Annotated in this window: 17 protein-coding genes; 13 read left to right on the top strand and 4 right to left on the bottom strand. The window is 67.6% G+C overall.

Translation table 11 applies throughout. The features are described 5' to 3' along the window. The first annotated feature begins 96 nt into the window (after positions 1 to 96). Positions 97 to 807, top strand: coding sequence for a hypothetical protein (locus JOY29_RS06500; RefSeq protein WP_300975360.1), 711 nt, complete (start codon positions 97 to 99; stop codon positions 805 to 807). Between the two features lie 241 nt (positions 808 to 1,048). Here the strand turns inward: JOY29_RS06500 and JOY29_RS06505 are convergent, their stop codons facing one another. Continuing rightward, positions 1,049 to 2,548: a hypothetical protein gene (locus tag JOY29_RS06505; RefSeq protein WP_300975361.1), complete on the bottom strand. Its 1,500-nt coding sequence runs from the start codon at positions 2,546 to 2,548 to the stop codon at positions 1,049 to 1,051. 285 nt (positions 2,549 to 2,833) lie between these two features. On the opposite strand from JOY29_RS06505, the gene rplK reads away from it, so the two are divergent. The 9 genes from rplK to JOY29_RS06550 all read left to right on the top strand — a co-directional run bounded on the left by rplK (position 2,834) and on the right by JOY29_RS06550 (position 10,287). Beyond that, the gene (gene rplK / locus JOY29_RS06510) at positions 2,834 to 3,265 is read left to right on the top strand and encodes a 50S ribosomal protein L11 (RefSeq protein WP_300975362.1); all 432 of its coding nucleotides are present in this window, start codon (positions 2,834 to 2,836) and stop codon (positions 3,263 to 3,265) included. A gap of 3 nt (positions 3,266 to 3,268) precedes the next feature. Then, positions 3,269 to 3,964, top strand: a complete 696-nt coding sequence (rplA, locus tag JOY29_RS06515; protein WP_300975363.1) for a 50S ribosomal protein L1 — start codon at positions 3,269 to 3,271, stop codon at positions 3,962 to 3,964. Between the two features lie 91 nt (positions 3,965 to 4,055). Then, positions 4,056 to 4,316 carry a hypothetical protein gene (locus tag JOY29_RS06520; RefSeq protein WP_300975364.1) on the top strand — a complete coding sequence of 87 codons (261 nt, stop codon included), beginning with the start codon at positions 4,056 to 4,058 and terminating at the stop codon, positions 4,314 to 4,316. Positions 4,317 to 4,408: 92 nt separating this feature from the next. Continuing rightward, positions 4,409 to 5,590 (top strand): NAD(P)/FAD-dependent oxidoreductase, encoded by a 1,182-nt coding sequence (locus tag JOY29_RS06525; protein WP_300975365.1) that lies wholly within the window; start codon positions 4,409 to 4,411, stop codon positions 5,588 to 5,590. Positions 5,591 to 5,667: 77 nt separating this feature from the next. Then, positions 5,668 to 6,231: a hypothetical protein gene (locus JOY29_RS06530; protein WP_300975366.1), complete on the top strand. Its 564-nt coding sequence runs from the start codon at positions 5,668 to 5,670 to the stop codon at positions 6,229 to 6,231. 203 nt (positions 6,232 to 6,434) lie between these two features. Beyond that, positions 6,435 to 6,854: a UrcA family protein gene (locus JOY29_RS06535; RefSeq protein ID WP_300975367.1), complete on the top strand. Its 420-nt coding sequence runs from the start codon at positions 6,435 to 6,437 to the stop codon at positions 6,852 to 6,854. A gap of 315 nt (positions 6,855 to 7,169) precedes the next feature. Continuing rightward, positions 7,170 to 8,183, top strand: a complete 1,014-nt coding sequence (gene aroF, locus JOY29_RS06540; RefSeq protein WP_300975368.1) for a 3-deoxy-7-phosphoheptulonate synthase — start codon at positions 7,170 to 7,172, stop codon at positions 8,181 to 8,183. Next, positions 8,180 to 9,718, top strand: coding sequence for a chorismate-binding protein (locus JOY29_RS06545; protein ID WP_300975369.1), 1,539 nt, complete (start codon positions 8,180 to 8,182; stop codon positions 9,716 to 9,718). Before aroF ends, JOY29_RS06545 begins: the two co-directional genes overlap by 4 nt. Next, positions 9,715 to 10,287: an aminodeoxychorismate/anthranilate synthase component II gene (locus JOY29_RS06550; protein ID WP_300975370.1), complete on the top strand. Its 573-nt coding sequence runs from the start codon at positions 9,715 to 9,717 to the stop codon at positions 10,285 to 10,287. Before JOY29_RS06545 ends, JOY29_RS06550 begins: the two co-directional genes overlap by 4 nt. On the opposite strand, the gene JOY29_RS06555 is transcribed toward JOY29_RS06550, so the two are convergent. Continuing rightward, a complete protein-coding gene (locus tag JOY29_RS06555) occupies positions 10,284 to 10,442 on the bottom strand; it encodes a hypothetical protein (RefSeq protein ID WP_300975371.1) in 159 nt (52 codons plus the stop codon). The genes JOY29_RS06550 and JOY29_RS06555 overlap by 4 nt on opposite strands. A gap of 331 nt (positions 10,443 to 10,773) precedes the next feature. On the opposite strand from JOY29_RS06555, the gene rplJ reads away from it, so the two are divergent. Further along, positions 10,774 to 11,289, top strand: a complete 516-nt coding sequence (gene rplJ / locus JOY29_RS06560) for a 50S ribosomal protein L10 (RefSeq protein WP_300975372.1) — start codon at positions 10,774 to 10,776, stop codon at positions 11,287 to 11,289. A 63-nt stretch (positions 11,290 to 11,352) separates the two neighbouring features. Next, complete coding sequence (gene rplL, locus JOY29_RS06565; RefSeq protein WP_300975373.1) at positions 11,353 to 11,730, top strand: 50S ribosomal protein L7/L12; 378 nt, start codon at positions 11,353 to 11,355, stop codon at positions 11,728 to 11,730. An 86-nt stretch (positions 11,731 to 11,816) separates the two neighbouring features. Here rplL and JOY29_RS06570 read toward each other — a convergent pair whose 3' ends face one another. Both JOY29_RS06570 and JOY29_RS06575 read right to left on the bottom strand, forming a co-directional pair. Further along, a complete protein-coding gene (locus tag JOY29_RS06570) occupies positions 11,817 to 13,283 on the bottom strand; it encodes a hypothetical protein (protein ID WP_300975374.1) in 1,467 nt (488 codons plus the stop codon). 91 nt (positions 13,284 to 13,374) lie between these two features. Next, positions 13,375 to 13,767 (bottom strand): hypothetical protein, encoded by a 393-nt coding sequence (locus tag JOY29_RS06575; RefSeq protein ID WP_300975375.1) that lies wholly within the window; start codon positions 13,765 to 13,767, stop codon positions 13,375 to 13,377. A gap of 340 nt (positions 13,768 to 14,107) precedes the next feature. Here JOY29_RS06575 and rpoB point away from each other — a divergent pair, with 340 nt between their 5' ends. After that, positions 14,108 to 18,277, top strand: a complete 4,170-nt coding sequence (rpoB, locus tag JOY29_RS06580; protein ID WP_300975376.1) for a DNA-directed RNA polymerase subunit beta — start codon at positions 14,108 to 14,110, stop codon at positions 18,275 to 18,277. Positions 18,278 to 18,343: the final 66 nt, after the last annotated feature.

Consider the following 18,343-nt stretch of genomic DNA (forward strand, 5'->3'; position numbering starts at 1 on the left):
TCGTTCATGCTCACGAAAGCGAAGCCTGCGCAAATCGGTTCGGACACGAAATGAGGGCGATAAATGCAGAGATGGGTTGGCTTTGTCGCCATCGGTGTGGCGGCGGCAAATGTCAGTGGTCAGGTGGAAGCTGCACCGGCACTCGACGGGTTTGAACAGCTGGCCTCAGCTGGCGAGGTCATCGAAATCCGCAAGCCTCTCTTCCAGAGCGGCAAGCTGCGTGTCGGCAAGGCTGTCGGCCGAGTGGAACGGCGGGCCCTTGGCCAGAGCCATGGGATCGGGGCTCTTGGGGTTGACTACAAGGAGATGGAGCGGTTCGGTTCGATGCGCTTCGTCGTCACCGGCGCCGAGGTGAACGGCACGCTTTCCGGTGACTGCCGGTACGGTCGCGCAGAGCAGCGGGTGGGCTCGGGCAGCTGGACTGCGGCCTTCCCCACTGCGTCGCTGAGAATGCACTGCCAATTCATCCGTGACGGGAAGCCTATTGGCTATCTGCAACTGGAGGGCCGCCCTGATGCCTCGAAGCTGGTCCAGGTCGTCCAGCGCGAAGGCGAGGTCGTGATCAACGGCACTCGGCTGACCCTTCGCTCCGAGCACAGGTTGGGCAAGCGACGCATTCCCACGTCGGGGCCGGTCGGGTTCTGGGTAGAGAATGAGGCCGGCGATAGGGTTGGCGCGATCGACACCAACGGAATGACGAGAGTGCGGCTCGCCTCAACGGGCAATGCCGGCCAGCGTGACGCCAACCTGGCTGCCGCTCTGGCGCTGGCGGTCTTCTGGGATCCGGGCGACACCGACGACGACTGAGCTCGAAGGGCTACGCCCGAGCGCCCTGTGGAAGACCGATGTCGCCTCTCGCCTTGCGGACATGAAGCTGCCCGCTTGCAAAGTAGGATTCCACCGGCTCAATCAACCGAGCGGTTCACCGCACGGCTCTTTCTCTTTGCTGCAATCCTTCTCTCCGTGGTCACGCTGACGTTGCAAAGACACCGCGCCACCGGTGACCTTCGTGACCTTGTTCAGCTTCGTTGACGCTCCAGATCGGCGCTCAGCGCGGGTAGACGAACACCTCATAGCTTTCGTCCGTCTTCGCCGGGCCGAGCGAGGCAATACGGCGGGTGGCCCGTTCGAAGCGGGCGAAGTCTGCGGGGTCGAGTGTCATGTCTTCGAGGAAGCCGGTGCGTACCGTCTTGCGCGTCGTGGGATCGCTGAGCGGCGTGAGCAGGACGATGACGACCGGCCTGCCTGTGGCCCGATGCAGCCGCTCGACCGACGCAAGCATCTCCGGAAAGCTGAAGTGCCGGCGGGCGTCGACCGTCAGTGGGCTGATCCTCCCGGACCTGTCCTGCCGCATCAGCCAGACGTCACGGTCCATCTGATAGGCGATCGGCTCCATCGCCGTGTCGGGCTGGCCGGTGACGATGGCATGGTCCAGCTTCTCGCGGCGGATCACCTCGGCGACCTGCTTCGCCCGGCTGTACGGGACGCCCGCCACCGACGCGTGCAGCACCTCGCCGGTGAAGACCATCTGCAGGGTAAGAAGGCAGAGGAAGCTCGCCTGGCCGAGGGCGACCAACCGGCCTGCCATCGCCTTCGCCCGGCCGGGCTCCTGCAGGGTGATCCACAGCAGGGCGAGCAGGAAGACGATCAGCTGCGCACTGTGGCGGTAGCTCGCCGGATAGACGAAGTAGAAGAAGAGCCGGAACAGGATCAGCGTGACCAGCGCCGCCACCAGCGCCGGCCGGTTGCGGGCGAACGTCAGCAGGCTGAGCAGGGTCAGCACCAGCCCGCTCGAACCGCCGATGGCATAGTCGAGGCTCCGCCAGTCATTGAGCAGCGCGGCCGGAATGGCGCTCCATTCCAGCGGGTTGGACGACAGCGCCGCGGCGGCGTCGTTAGCGGTCGGATAGACGGCGGCGAAGCACAGGAGGGCGCCGAGGAGCAGCAGCGCGCCGTTCACCAGCAGCACCCGCATGGTCCGGGTCCAGGCGAGGCCCTGCTCCTCGACGACCGACAGGGCCCGGTAGAGGTAGATGCCTCCTGCGAGGAAGACCGTCGGCACCGCCGTATTGCAGAGCAGCAGGAGCAACAGGCCCAGCCACGGGCTGTCCCTCAGCCTCGGCCACCATGCGGCCATGGGAAAGAGGATGAGCGAGGCGAGGCCGTAGTTTCGGGCCACCACCGTATGGTGGAACAGCAGGAAGGAACTGAACGCCACGACGAGCAGGATCGGCAGGCGGAACGGCGCCTTCATCACGAACACGGCTGAAAGGGCTATTCCGATCATGAGCCCGGCGATCGGCAGCACCATCGGGCTCGGCCACAGGTCGTGCAGCGCCCGCAGGATCATGTACCACAGCGCCGGATGACCCTCGCCGTGCATGGCGCGCAGCATGTCGATCCAGTTGCCGCCGGTGGTCGCCAGCGCGAAGGCACGCGTCTCGTCCTTCCATGGCACATGCTGCGACGCGAGGACGAGAACGAGGACCAGCCAGCCGCCGAACAGCAGCAGCCGGGCCGACGCCTGCACCGGCACAGCAGGAACCATCAGAGCGGCCCGCGCCACGCCGCTGCCCGGCTCGCCGGACGATTGTGACGTTGAGGGCCCGTGCGCCGGGAGGTGAAGAGTCGTTGCCATCGAGGGCCGTGTCTCTACATGGCAGGCCTTAAGGCATCGCTTATGGCGTCGCCCCTTCCCTCCCGCCCCGACCTCTGCTAGGGGCGCCGCCTTCCAGCATCACTGGAGCCACTGCGGGAGCTTCGGACCCAGTCCGGGGCGCATGCACCGCTAAACTGAACCGGGCGACCTTCGGGCTCCCCAGAAGAGAGTGACATGGCCAAGAAGATTACCGGCTATATCAAGCTGCAGGTGCCCGCCGGCGCCGCCAATCCGTCCCCGCCGATCGGCCCTGCTTTGGGTCAGCGCGGCGTCAACATCATGGAATTCTGCAAGGCGTTCAACGCCTCCACGCAAGAGATGGAAAAGGGCATGCCGATCCCGACGGTGATCACCGTCTATGCGGATCGCTCCTTCTCCTTCGCGACCAAGACCCCGCCTGCCTCGTTCCTGATCAAGAAGGCCGCCGGCCTGAAGTCGGGTTCGAAGGAGCCGGGCAAGGTGTCGGCGGGCACGATCAAGCGCTCGCAGCTGGCCGAGATCGCGACGACCAAGATGAAGGACCTCAACGCCAACGACATTGAGGCCGCGACGAAGATCATTGAAGGCTCCGCCCGCGCGATGGGCCTCCAGGTTGTGGAGGGCTAAACGATGGCCAAGCTGACCAAGAAGCAGAAGTCGCAGCTGTCGAACGTCGACCGTGAGAAGCTGTACGGCGTCGACGAGGCAATCTCGCTCGCCAAGACCCTCGCCACTGCCAAGTTCGACGAGACCATCGAGGTCGCACTGAACCTCGGAGTCGATCCGCGCCACGCCGACCAGATGGTCCGCGGCGTCGTCAACCTGCCCAAGGGCACCGGCAAGACCGTCCGCGTCGCCGTGTTCGCCAAGGGCGCGAAGGCCGAGGAAGCCCAGAAGGCCGGAGCCGACGTCGTCGGTGCCGAGGACCTGATGGAGCAGATCCAGAACGGCCAGATCGACTTCGAGCGCGTGATCGCGACCCCGGACATGATGGGTCTCGTCGGCCGCCTCGGCAAGGTGCTGGGTCCCAAGGGCCTGATGCCGAACCCGAAGCTCGGCACCGTCACCATGGACGTCACCAAGGCGGTCACCGACGCCAAGGCCGGCCAGATCGAGTTCCGCGTCGAGAAGGCGGGCATCATCCACGCCGGCATCGGCAAGGCGAGCTTCCCGGCCGAAGACCTGCGCGCCAACTATGACGCGTTCGTCGATGCCATCACCAAGGCCAAGCCGGCCGGTGCCAAGGGCAAGTATCTTCGCAAGGCGGCGATCAGCTCGTCGATGGGCCCGGGCATCAAGGTCCAGCTCGAAGAGGGCGTCGCCTGAGCGACTGATCTCGCGCTGAGCAAACCAGCGAGGGCCGCGGCGGAAACGTCGCGGCCCTTTCTCGTTGAGGCTGGTGAAGGAGCTTTCACCCATGACCGACAGGCCCAGCGACGACGACCAGCAGATCAAGGCCGATGACGCCGAGTTCAGCGACGACCATCCCCTCGCGAGCCCCAACGAGCTTGCCGGCGACGCGATGAGCGGAGTCGAGCTCGAGTTCCTCGCCCGCGACGCTGCCGAAGCGGAAGGGGGCGCCCTGCCGCTCGACGCCGACGCCACCGGCGCCGCCTCGGGCATGGCGCTCGATGACGAAAGCGAGGAAGAGGACACGCTTCCGCTCGAAGGCAACTGACGCGCCGACATCCGTTCACCACGGGCGAAGTCGAGGGGCGCCGCGCCTCGACTTCGCTCGGCACGGGCGGCGAGAAATGCTAGCGGGCTCCGATGCCTGCTCCCGCTTCGTATGACGCAATCATCCTCGGTGCCGGCGGCGCCGGACTGATGTGCGCCGCGATTGCCGGGCAGCGTGGGCGGCGCGTGCTGCTCCTCGACCACGCGCCGGAGCCCGGCCGCAAGATCCTCATCTCGGGCGGGGGCCGCTGCAACTTCACCAATGTCGGGGCGGGGCCGGCCAACTATCTTTCCGCCAACCCCCATTTCGCCCGCTCGGCGCTTGCCCGCTATACGCCGCAGGATTTTCTCGCCCTGGTCGAGAAGCACCGGATCGCCTGGCACGAGAAGACCCTCGGCCAGCTCTTCTGCGACGGCTCGGCCCGGCAGATCGTCGCCATGCTCCTCGACGAAAGCGCCGCTGGCGGTGTCACGCTCCGCTGCGAGACGGCGGTCGACGGCATCGACCATGCCGACGGCCGCTTCCGGGTGACCGCCAGCGGAACGACGGCCGAGGCCCCGGCACTGGTCATCGCCACCGGCGGCCCCTCCATCCCCAAGCTCGGCGCGACCGGATTCGCCTACGACCTCGCCCGCCGCTTCGGCCTTAAGGTGGTCGAACCACGTCCCGCGCTCGTGCCCCTGACCCTGGGCGGCGAGGAAGCGCTGTTTCGCACCCTGTCCGGCGTCGCTGCCCCCGTCGAGGCGCGCTGCGGCGGCGCTTCCTTCCGCGAGGCGGCCCTGTTCACGCACAAGGGGATGAGCGGTCCCGCCATCCTGCAGGTGTCGAGCTATTGGAAACGCGGCCAGGCGGTCGCGATCGATTTCCTGCCTCAGGAGGGCAGCGGCTGGCTGCGCGAGGCCAAGCGCCAGCGCCCGCGCGTGCGGCTTCCCAGCCTGCTTGGCGAGCGGCTACCGGCGCGCCTCGCGGACACACTGGCGGAGCGCCTCGGCGTCCCGGCCGAACTCGGCAATGCGCCCGACCGCCTGCTCGAGGAGGCCGAGCGCCGACTCGCCGACTGGCGCTTCATGCCGAACGGAAGCGAGGGCTTCGCCAAGGCCGAGGTCACTGCCGGCGGGATCAGCACGGCCGACCTCAGCTCCCGCACCATGGAGGCGCGTAAGGTGCCGGGTCTCTATGCCATCGGAGAGGCGGTCGACGTCACCGGCTGGCTCGGCGGTTACAATTTCCAGTGGGCCTGGGCGAGCGGGGTTGCGGCCGGCCAGGCGATTTGACGCAAGGCGGCTGCGGCAAGCCGAGCTCCCTGTCTCCTCACCCGTGCGTTGAGGCACGAACCAGGAGGAGCGAAACCATGGACAACAATCAAGGTAGCAGCAGCATGAGCGGTTCGGCCAACGCGGGCACGGGCACGCGCAACAGCACTTACGACCTCACCGCCGTCCTCTATCACGCGCTGCAGGGCGTGGAGAATTGCCAGACCTACATGGGCGACGCGGAAGGCAAGCAGGAGCATCGCCAGTTCTTCCAGCTGGCGCTCGACAGCCAGAAGCAGCTCGCCGAGCAGGCCAAGCGCCTGCTTCACGATGCCCTCATGAAGGAGACCGGCGGCGGCCAGGGCGGCAGCCAGAGCAGCGGCGGCTCGTCCGGCTTGGGCCAGTCGCACAGCTTCGAGGAAGCCCGTGACGACGGCAGCGCTTTCCGCTTCGCCAGCAGCGAGACCGAAGGCGGCTCCGACCAGTTCGCCGGCCAGGGCAGCGAGCAGGACCGGCAGGGCGGTTCGGCGCTCACCTCCGGCCAGCAGGTCGGCGGCATGGACAATGACCAGGGCTCCGGCCAGTTCGGGCAGTCTGCACTCGGTCATGGCCAGCGCCACAATGAGATGACGACCGGCGGTGGTGGCACCAGCAGCTTCTAATTGAAGCGAAATTCGCGGCGGGAAGTGGTCCGAACCGACCTCTTTCCGCCGTTTGCCGATTGATCATGCCCCTGCCGTCCGTTTGCCTGCGCATCGACCGCTGGCGCGCCGATATCGAAGCTGGCGCGCAGTTCCGGACCGACAGTCCTAATGCCCCACTCAGCCGGCGGGAATGGACCTGCCGGACTGACAAGGGGTTTGAAATGTCCAGCAGTTTGAAGAGTACGGGTCTGACGGCTCTTGCCTTCTCGGCTTCGTTCGGCCTGATCGCGATTGCGATCGCGCCCGCCACCGCCTTTGCCCAGTCTCCCGATATCAGCATCACTGCGCCGTACGAGGAAGAAGCGCTGAGCAAGCGGGTGGCGATCGGCGACCTCGACCTCGCCAAGCCGCGCGACATGAAGCGCCTCGATGCCCGCATCCGCAGCGCCAGCCGCGCCGTCTGCGAGCCCAACGGCTTCAGCCTCATCAACGACGACGAACTGCAGTGCCGCAAGGTCGCCGTCGCCTCGGCCCAGCCGCAGGTCGCCCGCCTTCGCGACCAGGCGCTCAGCCTCGCCGCCGCCGGTCAGCCCAGCCGCATCGACACCACGCTCGCCGTGGTCGCGCCCGACGCGGAGTAAGGCGCCTTGGGGGCAAGCACAGGGGTCACGAACCGTCATGCCAGGGGGCATAGGTTCGTGGCCCCTCGTCAAGGCCTCGCCAGACTATTCGCTTGACCTGTAGGACCGCTTGGTCTTTTCTTTGCCCATGGTTCGCACCGCCCTTCAGACCAACCTCCGCCATTGGTGGCGCTGGCAGTCCCATGAGCGGCGTGCCGGCCACTAGCGCAATCGACCTTCCCGAGCGCTGATTGACCGACCCGCCGTTTTCCGGCGGGTTTTTGTTTGCGCGCAAGCCTGCCGGCCTCCCCGTTACAGTCCGACAGGAACAAGCCCATGATCATCGTTCTCAAGCCCGAAGCCCCCGCCGAAACTGCCGAGCGGCTGATCGCCCGGATCAAGGATGCCGGCCTCCAGCCGCTCCACATGCCAGGCGCCGAACGCGTCGTCCTCGGCGCGCTTGGCGACGAGCGCGTGCTGGCCGAACTGGCCCTCGACAGCGATCCCGCCGTCGAAAGCGTCAAGCCGATCCTCGCCCCCTACAAGCTCGTCAGCCGCGAGCTTCAGGCGCACGACACAGTGGTCGACATCGGCGGCGTCAGCGTCGGCGGCGACCGGCTGGCGGTGGTGGCCGGGCCATGCGCGGTCGAAAGCGCCGACCAGCTGCACGAGACCGCTGCGGCGGTGAAGGCGGCCGGCGCCACCCTGCTGCGCGCCGGTGCCTACAAGCCGCGCACCAGCCCCTACGGCTTCTCCGGCCACGGGCTCGAAGGTCTCAAGATCCTGCGCGAGGTCGGCGACGATCTTGGCCTGCCGATCGTCACCGAGGTGATGGACACGGCCGACGTCGCCCATGTCGCCGAGGCCGCCGACTGCCTCCAGATCGGCGCCCGCAACATGCAGAATTACGCGCTCCTGCGCGCGGTCGGCGCGGCCGGGCGCCCGGTGCTGCTGAAGCGCGGCCTGTCCGCGACCATCCAGGAATGGCTGCTTGCCGCCGAATATCTGATGGCCGCCGGCAACAGCCAGGTCATCCTGTGCGAGCGCGGCATCCGCACTTTCGAGCCTGCCACGCGCAACACCCTCGACCTCAATGCGGTGCCCTACGTCAAGCTCAAGACCCATCTGCCGGTCGTGGTCGATCCGAGCCACGGCACCGGCATCCGCGACCTCGTGCCCGCGATGAGCCTGGCCGGCGTGGCCGCAGGGGCGGACGGGCTGATGATCGAGGTGCACCGCGACCCCGCCGTCGCCCTCTCGGATGGCGCCCAGTCGCTCTACCCGGCGCAGTTCGAGAGGCTGATGGCGGCGCTGGCGCCGGTCGCGGCGGCGGTCGGCCGGCAGCTGTGAAGGTCGAAGCACGGGTCCTCGCCCGCCGTCTGCCGGCCGGACTCGATCCCCTGACGGCCTATCGCGCGCTCGGCGCCGGCGTGCCGGGCACGGGCCTGTTCGAGGCGCCCGAGGGCCAGTGCCTGGTGATGGGCCGCGCCTGCGTGCGGGCTGAGGCGCGCGACGGAATTGTCGAGCTGGTGGCCCTCAATGCCAATGGCGAGGCCCTGCTGACCGCGCTCGACACCAGTGCCGCCATGGAGCGGCGGACCGACCGGCTGACCCTCGCCTTCGCCAAGCCGCGGAGCGACGATGCCGCCGAGCGCCTGCTCGGGCCGCAGCCGCTCCATGCACTGCGCGCCCTGCTCGCCGCCGCCGCGGCCCCGAGTGGCGAGCCGTTCGGGGCAATCCTGCTCGGGATCGCGGGCTTCGACCTTGCCGCCTGGGGCGAGGAGATGCCGGCCGGGCGTGCGGCCGACTTTCCGGAATTCGTCTTCTGGGTGCCCGACACGTTGCTGACGGTCGCGCCCGGCGGCGCCGCGCGCCTGCTGTGCACGGCATTCGGCCCCGACGAGCGGCATGCGAATGACGCGGCTCGGCGGCTGGAGGAGGGGCTGGCGGCACTCGCCGCAGCACCGGCGCCTTTCGACTTCGCTCCGGGCGAACGAGCAAAGACTGTCGTTGGTCCTGAGTGGAGCGCCGAAGGCGCGAAGTCGAAGGGCCTCATCGCATTCACCCCGGACTTGTCCGACAACGATTACGCCACCCTCGTCACCCGCCTCAAGCAGGAGATCGCCGCCGGCGAGGTCTATCAGATCGTGCCGAGCCGGACCTTTCGCGGCCCCTGCCCCGACCCGCTCGCCGCCTACGCCCGCCTCCGCCGCGCCGAACCCGCCAGCTACCGCTTCTACCTTTCGGGTGAGGACTGGACCCTGCTCGGCGCGAGCCCGGAGACCAGCGTCCGCCTGTCCGCCGGCGGCGCGAGCGGCCGGATCGTCGAGGTGAAGCCGATCGCCGGCACCCGGCCGCGCGGCGCCACCCCCGACGAGGACGACCGGCTGGAAGCCGAGATGCGGCTCGACGGCAAGGAACTGGCCGAGCACATGATGCTGGTCGATCTCGCCCGCAACGACGTGGCGCGGGTGTCGCTCCCCGGCACTCGGCGGGTGGCGAAGCTGCTGACGGTGGAGCGGTTCGCCCGGGTCATGCACCTCGTGTCCTCGGTCACCGGAACGCTCCGGCCCGGCCTCGATGCCTTCGACGCGCTCGCCGCCTGCCTCAACGTCGGGACGTTGGTCGGTGCGCCCAAGATCCGGGCCATGCAGTTGCTGCGCCAGCATGAGGCGACCCGGCGCGGCCCCTATGGCGGCGCGATCGGCTGGATTGCGGGCAACGGCCGGATGGACACGGCCGTGGTGATCCGCTCGGCGATGGTGAAGGACGGCGTGGCGAGCGTCCGGTCGGGCGCGGGCGTGGTCCACGACAGCATCCCCGAGGCCGAGGCGGCGGAGACCCGCGCCAAGGCCTCCGCCCTCCTCGGAGTGCTCGGCGCATGAGACCGGTCCTCCTCATCGACAATCTCGACAGCTTCACCTACAACCTGGTCGAGAGCCTGGAACGGCTTGGCGCCGAGGTGCTGGTCCGCCGCAATCGGATCGCCGCCGCCGACGCGCTGGCAGAAGCTCAGGGGAAAGGCGCGATCATCATGATCTCGCCCGGGCCCGGCGCACCGAAAGAGGCGGGCTGCTGCCTCGACCTCATCGCCCTGGCGAAGGGCAAGGTGCCGGTGATCGGCATCTGCCTTGGCCATCAGGCCCTCGTCGAGCAGGCGGGCGGCGCCGTCACCCGCGCGCCCGATCCGGTGCACGGCAAGTCGATGCTGCTCAGCCATGATGGCGCTGGTCCGTTCGCCGGGCTGGAGAACCCCGTGCGGGTCGGGCGCTACCACAGCCTCTGCACCCGCGACCTGCCGGGACGCTTCACCGTCCATGCCGCGGTCGACGGCATGGCCATGGCGTTCAGCGACGCCGAGGCCATGCAGGCGGGGCTGCAATTCCACCCGGAAAGCATCCTCACCACGCGCGGCGATGCCATGCTCGCCAACCTGCTGGCGATGTTCGCCTAGGCCTGCTGGTCCCCGTCCTTCGGCTCCTCGCCGGAGCCGAAGTCATGCGGGGCGTGGCTTCCTTCATGGCCTTCGCGGCCGAACCTTTGGCGCCATTCCTCGGCGGCCTTGCGGGCGGCAGGGTCCTCGCCTTCCTTGTCCGGTTCCTCGGGCATGGCAATGTTCTCCTCCATTGGCCATCCAACGCCCCGGCACCGCTGCCGCTCCGGCAGGCGGGTTGATCGCGCCGCCATTTCTGCTATTGGCCCGCCGGTCCGGTTCGCCGGACGCCGTCCGAGACAGTTGGTGCCTTCAATCGAAGGCTTAATCTCCAGCCTAGACGGGGAAGAGAGTTTCTCGCGGGGGTTTCCCTCGCGTTGTCGTGCGAACCATCGCACGCGCCTCCCAGCCCCACGGACATGAGCTCCCGCCGGTCATCCGGCCAGCGGGTCATGAAGCCGGTCGCCTCCGCCTTCGGGCAGAAGCGGCCAATTGTTTGGAGTTGGCATGGATCGCAACGAAAAGGCTGATCTGGTTGCCGAGCTGAAGCAGGTCTTCACCGAGACCAGCGTGGTGGTCGTCACCCGCAATCTCGGTCTGACGGTGGCCCAGTCCACCGATCTCCGCCTGCGGATGCGCGACGCCGGAGCCCAGTTCAAGGTTGCGAAGAACCGCCTCGCCCTGATCGCGCTCGATGGCACCCGCTATCAGCCGATCGGTGAGCTGCTCAAGGGCCCGACCGCCCTCGCCACGTCCATCGATCCCGTCGCAGCCGCCAAGGTTGCGGTGGACTTCGCCAAGACCACCGACAAGTTCGAGGTCGTTGGCGGCGCGATGGGCGATACCGTTCTCGACCTGAACGGCATCAAGGCGCTGGCCGAGCTTCCGAGCCTCGACGAGCTCCGCGCGACCCTGGTTGGTCTGGTGCAAGCACCGGCCAGCAAGATCGCCCGGACCATCAACGAGCCCGGCGCGCAGCTTGCCCGCATCTTCTCGGCCTTCGCGGCCAAGGAAGCGGCATAAGGTTCTTCGGTTACGAATTCGCACGACAATCAGGGGCCGAAGAGCCCCGCACAGGAGTAGAAAATGGCTGACATCAACAACATCGTCGACCAGCTGTCGGCGCTCACCGTCCTCGAGGCCGCCGAGCTGGCCAAGGCCCTCGAAGAGAAGTGGGGCGTTTCGGCCGCCGCTGCCGTCGCCGTTGCCGGTCCCGCCGGTGGTGGCGCCGCTGCCCCGGCCGCCGAAGAGAAGACCGAGTTCGACGTGATCCTCACCGGCGACGGTGGCAAGAAGATCAACGTCATCAAGGAAGTCCGCGTCATCACCGGCCTGGGCCTCGGCGAAGCCAAGGCGCTGGTCGAGGGTGCTCCGAAGGCGCTCAAGGAAGGCGTCAACAAGGACGAGGCCGAGAAGATCAAGAAGCAGATCGAGGAAGCCGGCGGCACCGTCGAGCTCAAGTAAGCTTCTGAACGACTTTCGGGGGTGTCTTGAAGCGCCCCTGATCGGGAAGGGCGGCTCCGCAAGGGGTCGCCCTTTTCCGTGCTGGGCTAGTCGGCCTTCACGAACACCGTCGCATGCTCGTCCCGGCCGAACACCCTCCAGCCAGGCTCGCGCATCAGCTTGGGGGTGAGGCCGTTGATGTTCTCCAGCACCGCCCAGCGGATGCCGAAGCGCTCGACGTCCTCGCGGAACTTGACGATGTCGCCCCTGGTGATCGCCTTGGCGCGGAAGGTGAAGTCGTCGCCATACATGTCGGCGCGGCCGTCGATGTATGGGCGCACGCCGATCATCACGAGCGGACCGCCCTGGCTATATTCGTTGTAGACAGGCTGGCGGCGGATCTCCTCCGGCACGCCGGCGAGAAGGGTGAGCGGGTAGCTGCTGTGCTCCTTGAACTCGTAGGGCACGGCAAGCCGCACTGCGACCATCAGGGCGACCGCCGGCCAGAACCAGGCGACCCGCGGAATGTCCCGGACCGGCCGGTCCGGCGCGATCATCGGCAGGACGACCAGCAGCCCGACGATGGCGAACAGCATCTGGTGCCGGGCGTGCATGATCGCCATCACCGACAGGCCGGCGAGGAGCAGCAGGCGCAGCGGCGGGACGCTCCGCCAGCGCCTGGCGACCAGCAGGATGAGCCCGCCGAGGCAGGTGTAGAACATGAGGTCGGCGGGGAGGACCGAACGGCGCCACTCGCCGATCACCGCCAGCGCCTTCATCCCGCTGACCTCGAAGGGGTAGAGGAAATGCTCGGGGCCGAACGGCGTCAGGAAGACGGCCGCGGCGAGCGAGACCATCCCGAAGATGATCCAGCGGCCGAGCAGCTTCCGGTCGCGAGGGTTCTCGATCAGGCTCTCCAGCCCGAACAGGCCGGCAAGGCCGAAGGCGACGATGTAGCTGGCATGGCTGTTCGCCCAGACGACCATCAGCAGGGCCGCGGCGACCGGCGGCGCGCTGCGCTTCTCTCGGGCGCGCAGCAGGATCACGGTCCATGCTGCCAGCAGCGACCAGGCGAGCATGTGCGGCCGGGCAAGCGCGAAGGGGAAAAGGATTCCGACCGCGGCGAACACCGCGACCATCGCCCAGCGCGCCGGCAGGTAGCGGAAGGCCTCGCGGCTCAGCAGCCAGAAGGTGAAAGCGGCCGACAGGGCGAACATGGCGGTCAGCCCGGCCCAGCCGCGCAGCGCCTCGGCCCCGACCATCAGCACCTCGATCAGCCACTCGTGCGCCATCCACGCCTTGCCCGGCATGGTGTGGCTGAATGGATCGACCAGCGGCACCGTCCGGTTGGCGACGATCCAGTGGCCCGCGCCAAGGTGCCAGCCCGTGTCGCCGTCCATGAACAGGTTGAAGGCGAAGGCGAGCATGACCGCCGCGAACAGCGGCAGCAGGGCCTGCAGCGTGGCGGCGTGGGCGTCGAGGCTGTCGGCCGCGAAATGGTCGGTGCGCGACGCTTCCGAGGCGAAGGCCGAACGTGCCCGCTGCCACCAGCCGCCAGCCGTCACGCTCGTCATCGCCGCTCCTCCCCTGCCCGCCGTCGTCGCGGCGTCGGACAGGCTGTTAGCGGCGGAGCGTCACCATATGGTTACCGGGCCGGTGAGGAGTTCAGCGCTGCCCGCCAGACGGTTGCGGCTGCGTGTCCTGGCCGCCCTTGAGCAGGCCGGGCTGGCTGGTCGTTCCGGTGCCCCGGTCGGGGGGCACGGTGCCGTCCTTGCGATTGGGATCCTGGATCAGGTTCGGACGGGCCTGGACCGACGGCGGGACCGGCTTTCCGCGGTCGGCCGCGCTCGCTGCGTCGGGGGCACCCACCTGGGCCGCGCCGCCCGCCGCCAGCGCATTCTGCGGATCGGCCCCGTTGGCGACGGCATTCTCGACCGCGGCGGCCGCCGCGGGATCCATCTGCGCCGTCGCATTGAGGATGTTCTGGTCCGGATCGCTCGCGCCCGACCCGCAGGCGGCAAGCAGGACGAAGGCGGGTGAGACGAGCAGCAGACGCATGACGGTCCTCGGGCAGCAGGGAAGAAGGTGAACCCTTCCAATGCCTGCCGGAGCGTATGGTTGCTTTTGCCTCTTGCGGCGAAGCGGCCAGTGGCTATATGCAGTATCCATCCAACAGACATATCGGCTCCGCCGCACCTCGTCGTGCGCCCGGGGCCTTTCCTGCCCTCTCCGGGACAGGGTCCGAATAGCGCGCGGACCAAACGAATAGGAGAGAAAGCGGGAGCAGCGCCTCACCATTTGCGCTCCGGCACGCGCCGGAGCCCAGTTACTGGGTCCCCGCGTCCGCGGGGACACGGCGGGGCGGTCTCGGTCGCCCCGTGCAAGCGCAGGGACTATCATGGCCACCAAGTCGATCGACATTCCGCACAACACGTCCTCGGGCCGCTTCACCAAGCAGCGCCGCATCCGCAAGATCTTCGGCAACATCCACGAGATCAGCGACATGCCGAACCTCATCGAGGTTCAGCGCGAGAGCTACGAGCAGTTCCTGCGTTCCGATCCGGCGACCGGCTATGTGTCGGGCCTCGAGAAGACCCTGCGCTCGGTCTTCCCGATCCAGGATTTCGCCGGCACCGCGCACCTCGACTTCGACCATTATGTCCTCGAGGACCCGAAGTTCGACACCGACGAGTGCCGCCAGCGCGGCCTGACCTATGCCGCGCCGATGCGCGTCACCCTGCGCCTCACCTCCTTCGAGATCGATCCCGACACCGAGGCCAAGTCGGTCATCGATATCAAGGAGCAGGACGTCTACATGGGCGACATGCCGCTCATGACGCAGAACGGCACCTTCATCGTCAACGGCACCGAGCGCGTCATCGTGTCGCAGATGCACCGTTCGCCGGGCGTGCTGTTCGACCATGACCGCGGCAAGACCCACGCCTCGGGCAAGTTCCTGTTCGCCGCCCGCGTCATCCCGTACCGCGGCTCGTGGCTCGACTTCGAATTCGACGCCAAGGACATCGTCAACGTCCGTATCGACCGCAAGCGCAAGCTGCCGGTGACGGCGCTGCTGCACGCGCTCGGCCTGACCTCGGAAGAGATCCTCAACGAATTCTACGGCCGCGTGACCTACCTGCGCGGGCCCAACGGATGGCAGATCCCCTACGTGCCGGAGAACTGGCGCGGCCAGAAGCCGATGTTCGACATCATGAACGCCGACACCGGCGAAGTGGTGTTCAAGGCCGGCGAGAAGATCACCCCGCGCCGCGCCAACCAGGCCGGCAAGGAAGGCCTCGCCAACCTGATCATCCCGACCGAGACCATCTTCGGCCGCTTCTCCGCCTTCGACCTCATCAACGAGTCGACCGGCGAGATCTACGTCGAGGCCGGTGACGAGATCACCCCCGAGAACCTCGAAGCGCTCGACAAGGCCGGCATCGACCGGCTCGAGCTGCTCGACATCGATTATGTCAACACCGGTCCCTGGATCCGCAACACGCTCAAGGCCGACAAGTCCGAGGACGGCGACCAGGCCCTGTCGGACATCTACCGCGTCATGCGCCCCGGCGAGCCGCCGACGCGCGAGACCGCGGACGCGCTGTTCTACGGCCTGTTCTTCGATCCGGAGCGCTACGACCTGTCGGCCGTCGGCCGCGTCAAGCTCAACATGCGCCTCGGCCTCGACGCCGAGGACACGGTCACGACGCTCCGCCGCGAGGACATCCTGGCGGTGGTCAAGGAGCTGGTGAATCTCAAGGACGGCAAGGGCGAGATCGACGACATCGACAATCTCGCCAACCGCCGCGTGCGGTCGGTCGGCGAGCTGCTCGAGAACCAGTATCGCGTCGGCCTCCTGCGCATGGAGCGCGCGGTCAAGGAGCGCATGAGCTCGGTCGACGTGTCGACGGTCATGCCGAACGACCTCATCAACGCCAAGCCGGCGGTCGCCGCGGTGCGCGAGTTCTTCGGTTCGTCGCAGCTGTCGCAGTTCATGGACCAGACCAATCCGCTGTCCGAAGTGACCCACAAGCGGCGCGTCTCGGCCCTCGGGCCGGGCGGTCTGACCCGTGAGCGCGCGGGCTTCGAAGTCCGCGACGTCCACCCGACCCACTATGGCCGAATCTGCCCGATCGAGACTCCGGAAGGGCCGAACATCGGCCTGATCAACTCGCTCGCCAGCTTCAGCCGGGTGAACAAGTATGGCTTCATCGAGACGCCGTACCGCGTGGTGAAGGACCACAAGGTCACCGACCAGGTCGTCTATCTGTCGGCGATGGAAGAAGCGAAGCACACGATCGCTCAGGCGAACGCCGAGCTGAACGCCGACGGCACCTTCGTCGAGGAGATCGTCTCGTCGCGGCGCAACGGCGACTTCCTGATCGCACCGCGCGACCAGATCACGCTGATGGACGTCAGCCCCAAGCAGCTCGTCTCGGTCGCCGCCTCGCTCATTCCCTTCCTGGAGAATGACGACGCCAACCGCGCGCTGATGGGCTCGAACATGCAGCGCCAGGCGGTTCCGCTCCTCCAGGCGGATGCGCCGCTGGTCGGCACCGGCATGGAAGAAACGGTCGCCCGCGATTCCGGCGCCGCCATCGGTGCCCGTCGTCCGGGCATCGTCGACCAGGTCGATGCGACCCGCATCGTCATCCGCGTCACCGGCGAGCTTCGCCCGGGCGAGAGCGGCGTCGATATCTACAGCCTGATGAAGTTCCAGCGCTCGAACCAGTCGACCTGCATCAACCAGCGTCCGCTGGTGAAGGTCGGCGACGTGGTCGAGGCCGGCGAGATCATCGCCGACGGTCCCTCGACCCAGTTCGGTGAGCTGGCGCTCGGCCGCAACGTGCTCGTCGCGTTCATGCCGTGGAACGGCTACAACTACGAAGACTCGATCCTCATCTCCGAGCGGATCGTGAAGGACGACGTCTTCACCTCGATCCATATCGAGGAGTTCGAGGTCATGGCCCGCGACACCAAGCTCGGGCCGGAGGACATCACCCGCGACATCCCGAACGTCGGCGAGGAAGCGCTCCGCAACCTCGACGAGGCGGGCATCGTCTACATCGGTGCCGAGGTTGAGCCGGGCGACATCCTGGTCGGCAAGATCACGCCGAAGGGCGAAAGCCCGATGACGCCGGAAGAGAAGCTCCTCCGCGCCATCTTCGGCGAGAAGGCCTCGGACGTCCGCGACACCTCGCTGCGCCTGCCGCCGGGCGTTGCGGGCACGATCGTCGACGTTCGCGTCTTCAATCGCCACGGCATCGACATCGACGACCGTACCCGCGCCATCCAGGCCGAGGAGAAGGACCGCCTCAAGGGCGACGCCGAATCCGAGCGCCGGATCCTCAACCGCGCCACCTTCGCCCGTCTGCAGGAAATGCTGATCGGCCAGGTCGCGACCGCCGCGCCCAAGACGATCAAGAAGGGTGCGACACTCGACGAGGCGGCGCTGGAAGGCACCGACAAGCACGACTGGTGGAAGATCGCCGTCAAGGACGACAGCCGTCAGGCCGACATCGAGGCGCTCAAGGGCCAGTATGACGAGGCCGAGGCGGCCATCCGCCGCAAGCTCGAGGACCGCATCCAGAAGGTGGAAGCGGGCGACGAGCTGGCGCCTGGCGTGCTGAAGATGGTCAAGGTGTTCGTCGCGGTTAAGCGCAAGCTTCAGCCGGGCGACAAGATGGCCGGCCGTCACGGCAACAAGGGCGTCATCAGCCGCATCCTGCCGATCGAGGACATGCCGTTCCTCGAGGACGGGACCCATGCCGACATCGTGCTCAACCCGCTGGGCGTGCCGAGCCGCATGAACGTCGGGCAGATCTTCGAGACCCACCTTGGCTGGGCCGCCCGCGGCCTTGGCAAGCAGATCGGAGACATGCTCGAGGAGATGCACCACCGCGGTTCGGATTACGCCGGCAAGGATGCCGCCGCGATCCGCGACAAGCTCAAGAGCCTCTACGGCGAGCAATATGCCGGTGACATCGACGCGCGGTCGGACGAAAGCGTTCTCGACCTCGCACGCAACCTCGTCGGCGGTCTGCCGATGGGCACGCCGGTGTTCGACGGCGCTCGCGAGCCGGACGTGTCGGTTGCGCTGACCCAGGCCGGGCTCGACACTTCGGGCCAGTCGACCCTGTACGATGGCCGCACCGGCGAGCCGTTCGACCGCAAGGTCACGATGGGCATCATCTACATGCTCAAGCTGCACCACCTCGTGGATGACAAGATCCACGCCCGTTCAATCGGGCCGTACAGCCTCGTCACCCAGCAGCCGCTGGGCGGCAAGGCGCAGTTCGGCGGCCAGCGCTTCGGCGAAATGGAGGTGTGGGCGCTCCAGGCCTACGGCGCCGCCTACACGCTGCAGGAAATGCTGACGGTCAAGTCGGACGACGTGATCGGCCGGACCAAGGTCTACGAGGCGATCGTCAAGGGTGACGACACGTTCGAGGCCGGCATTCCGGAGAGCTTCAACGTGCTGGTCAAGGAAATGCGCTCGCTCGGCCTCAACGTCGAACTCGACAGCGTCGACAATCTCGACGAGCCGCCCGCGCTGGCTGCGGAGTAACACTGACTCTCCCCTCCCGCTCGCGGGAGGGGTCGGGGGAGGGCCTTCAGGCCGCCCCCAACGACA

It is taken from the genome of Sphingomonas sp. LHG3406-1 (genome assembly GCF_029637485.1).
Lineage (GTDB): Bacteria > Pseudomonadota > Alphaproteobacteria > Sphingomonadales > Sphingomonadaceae > Sphingomicrobium.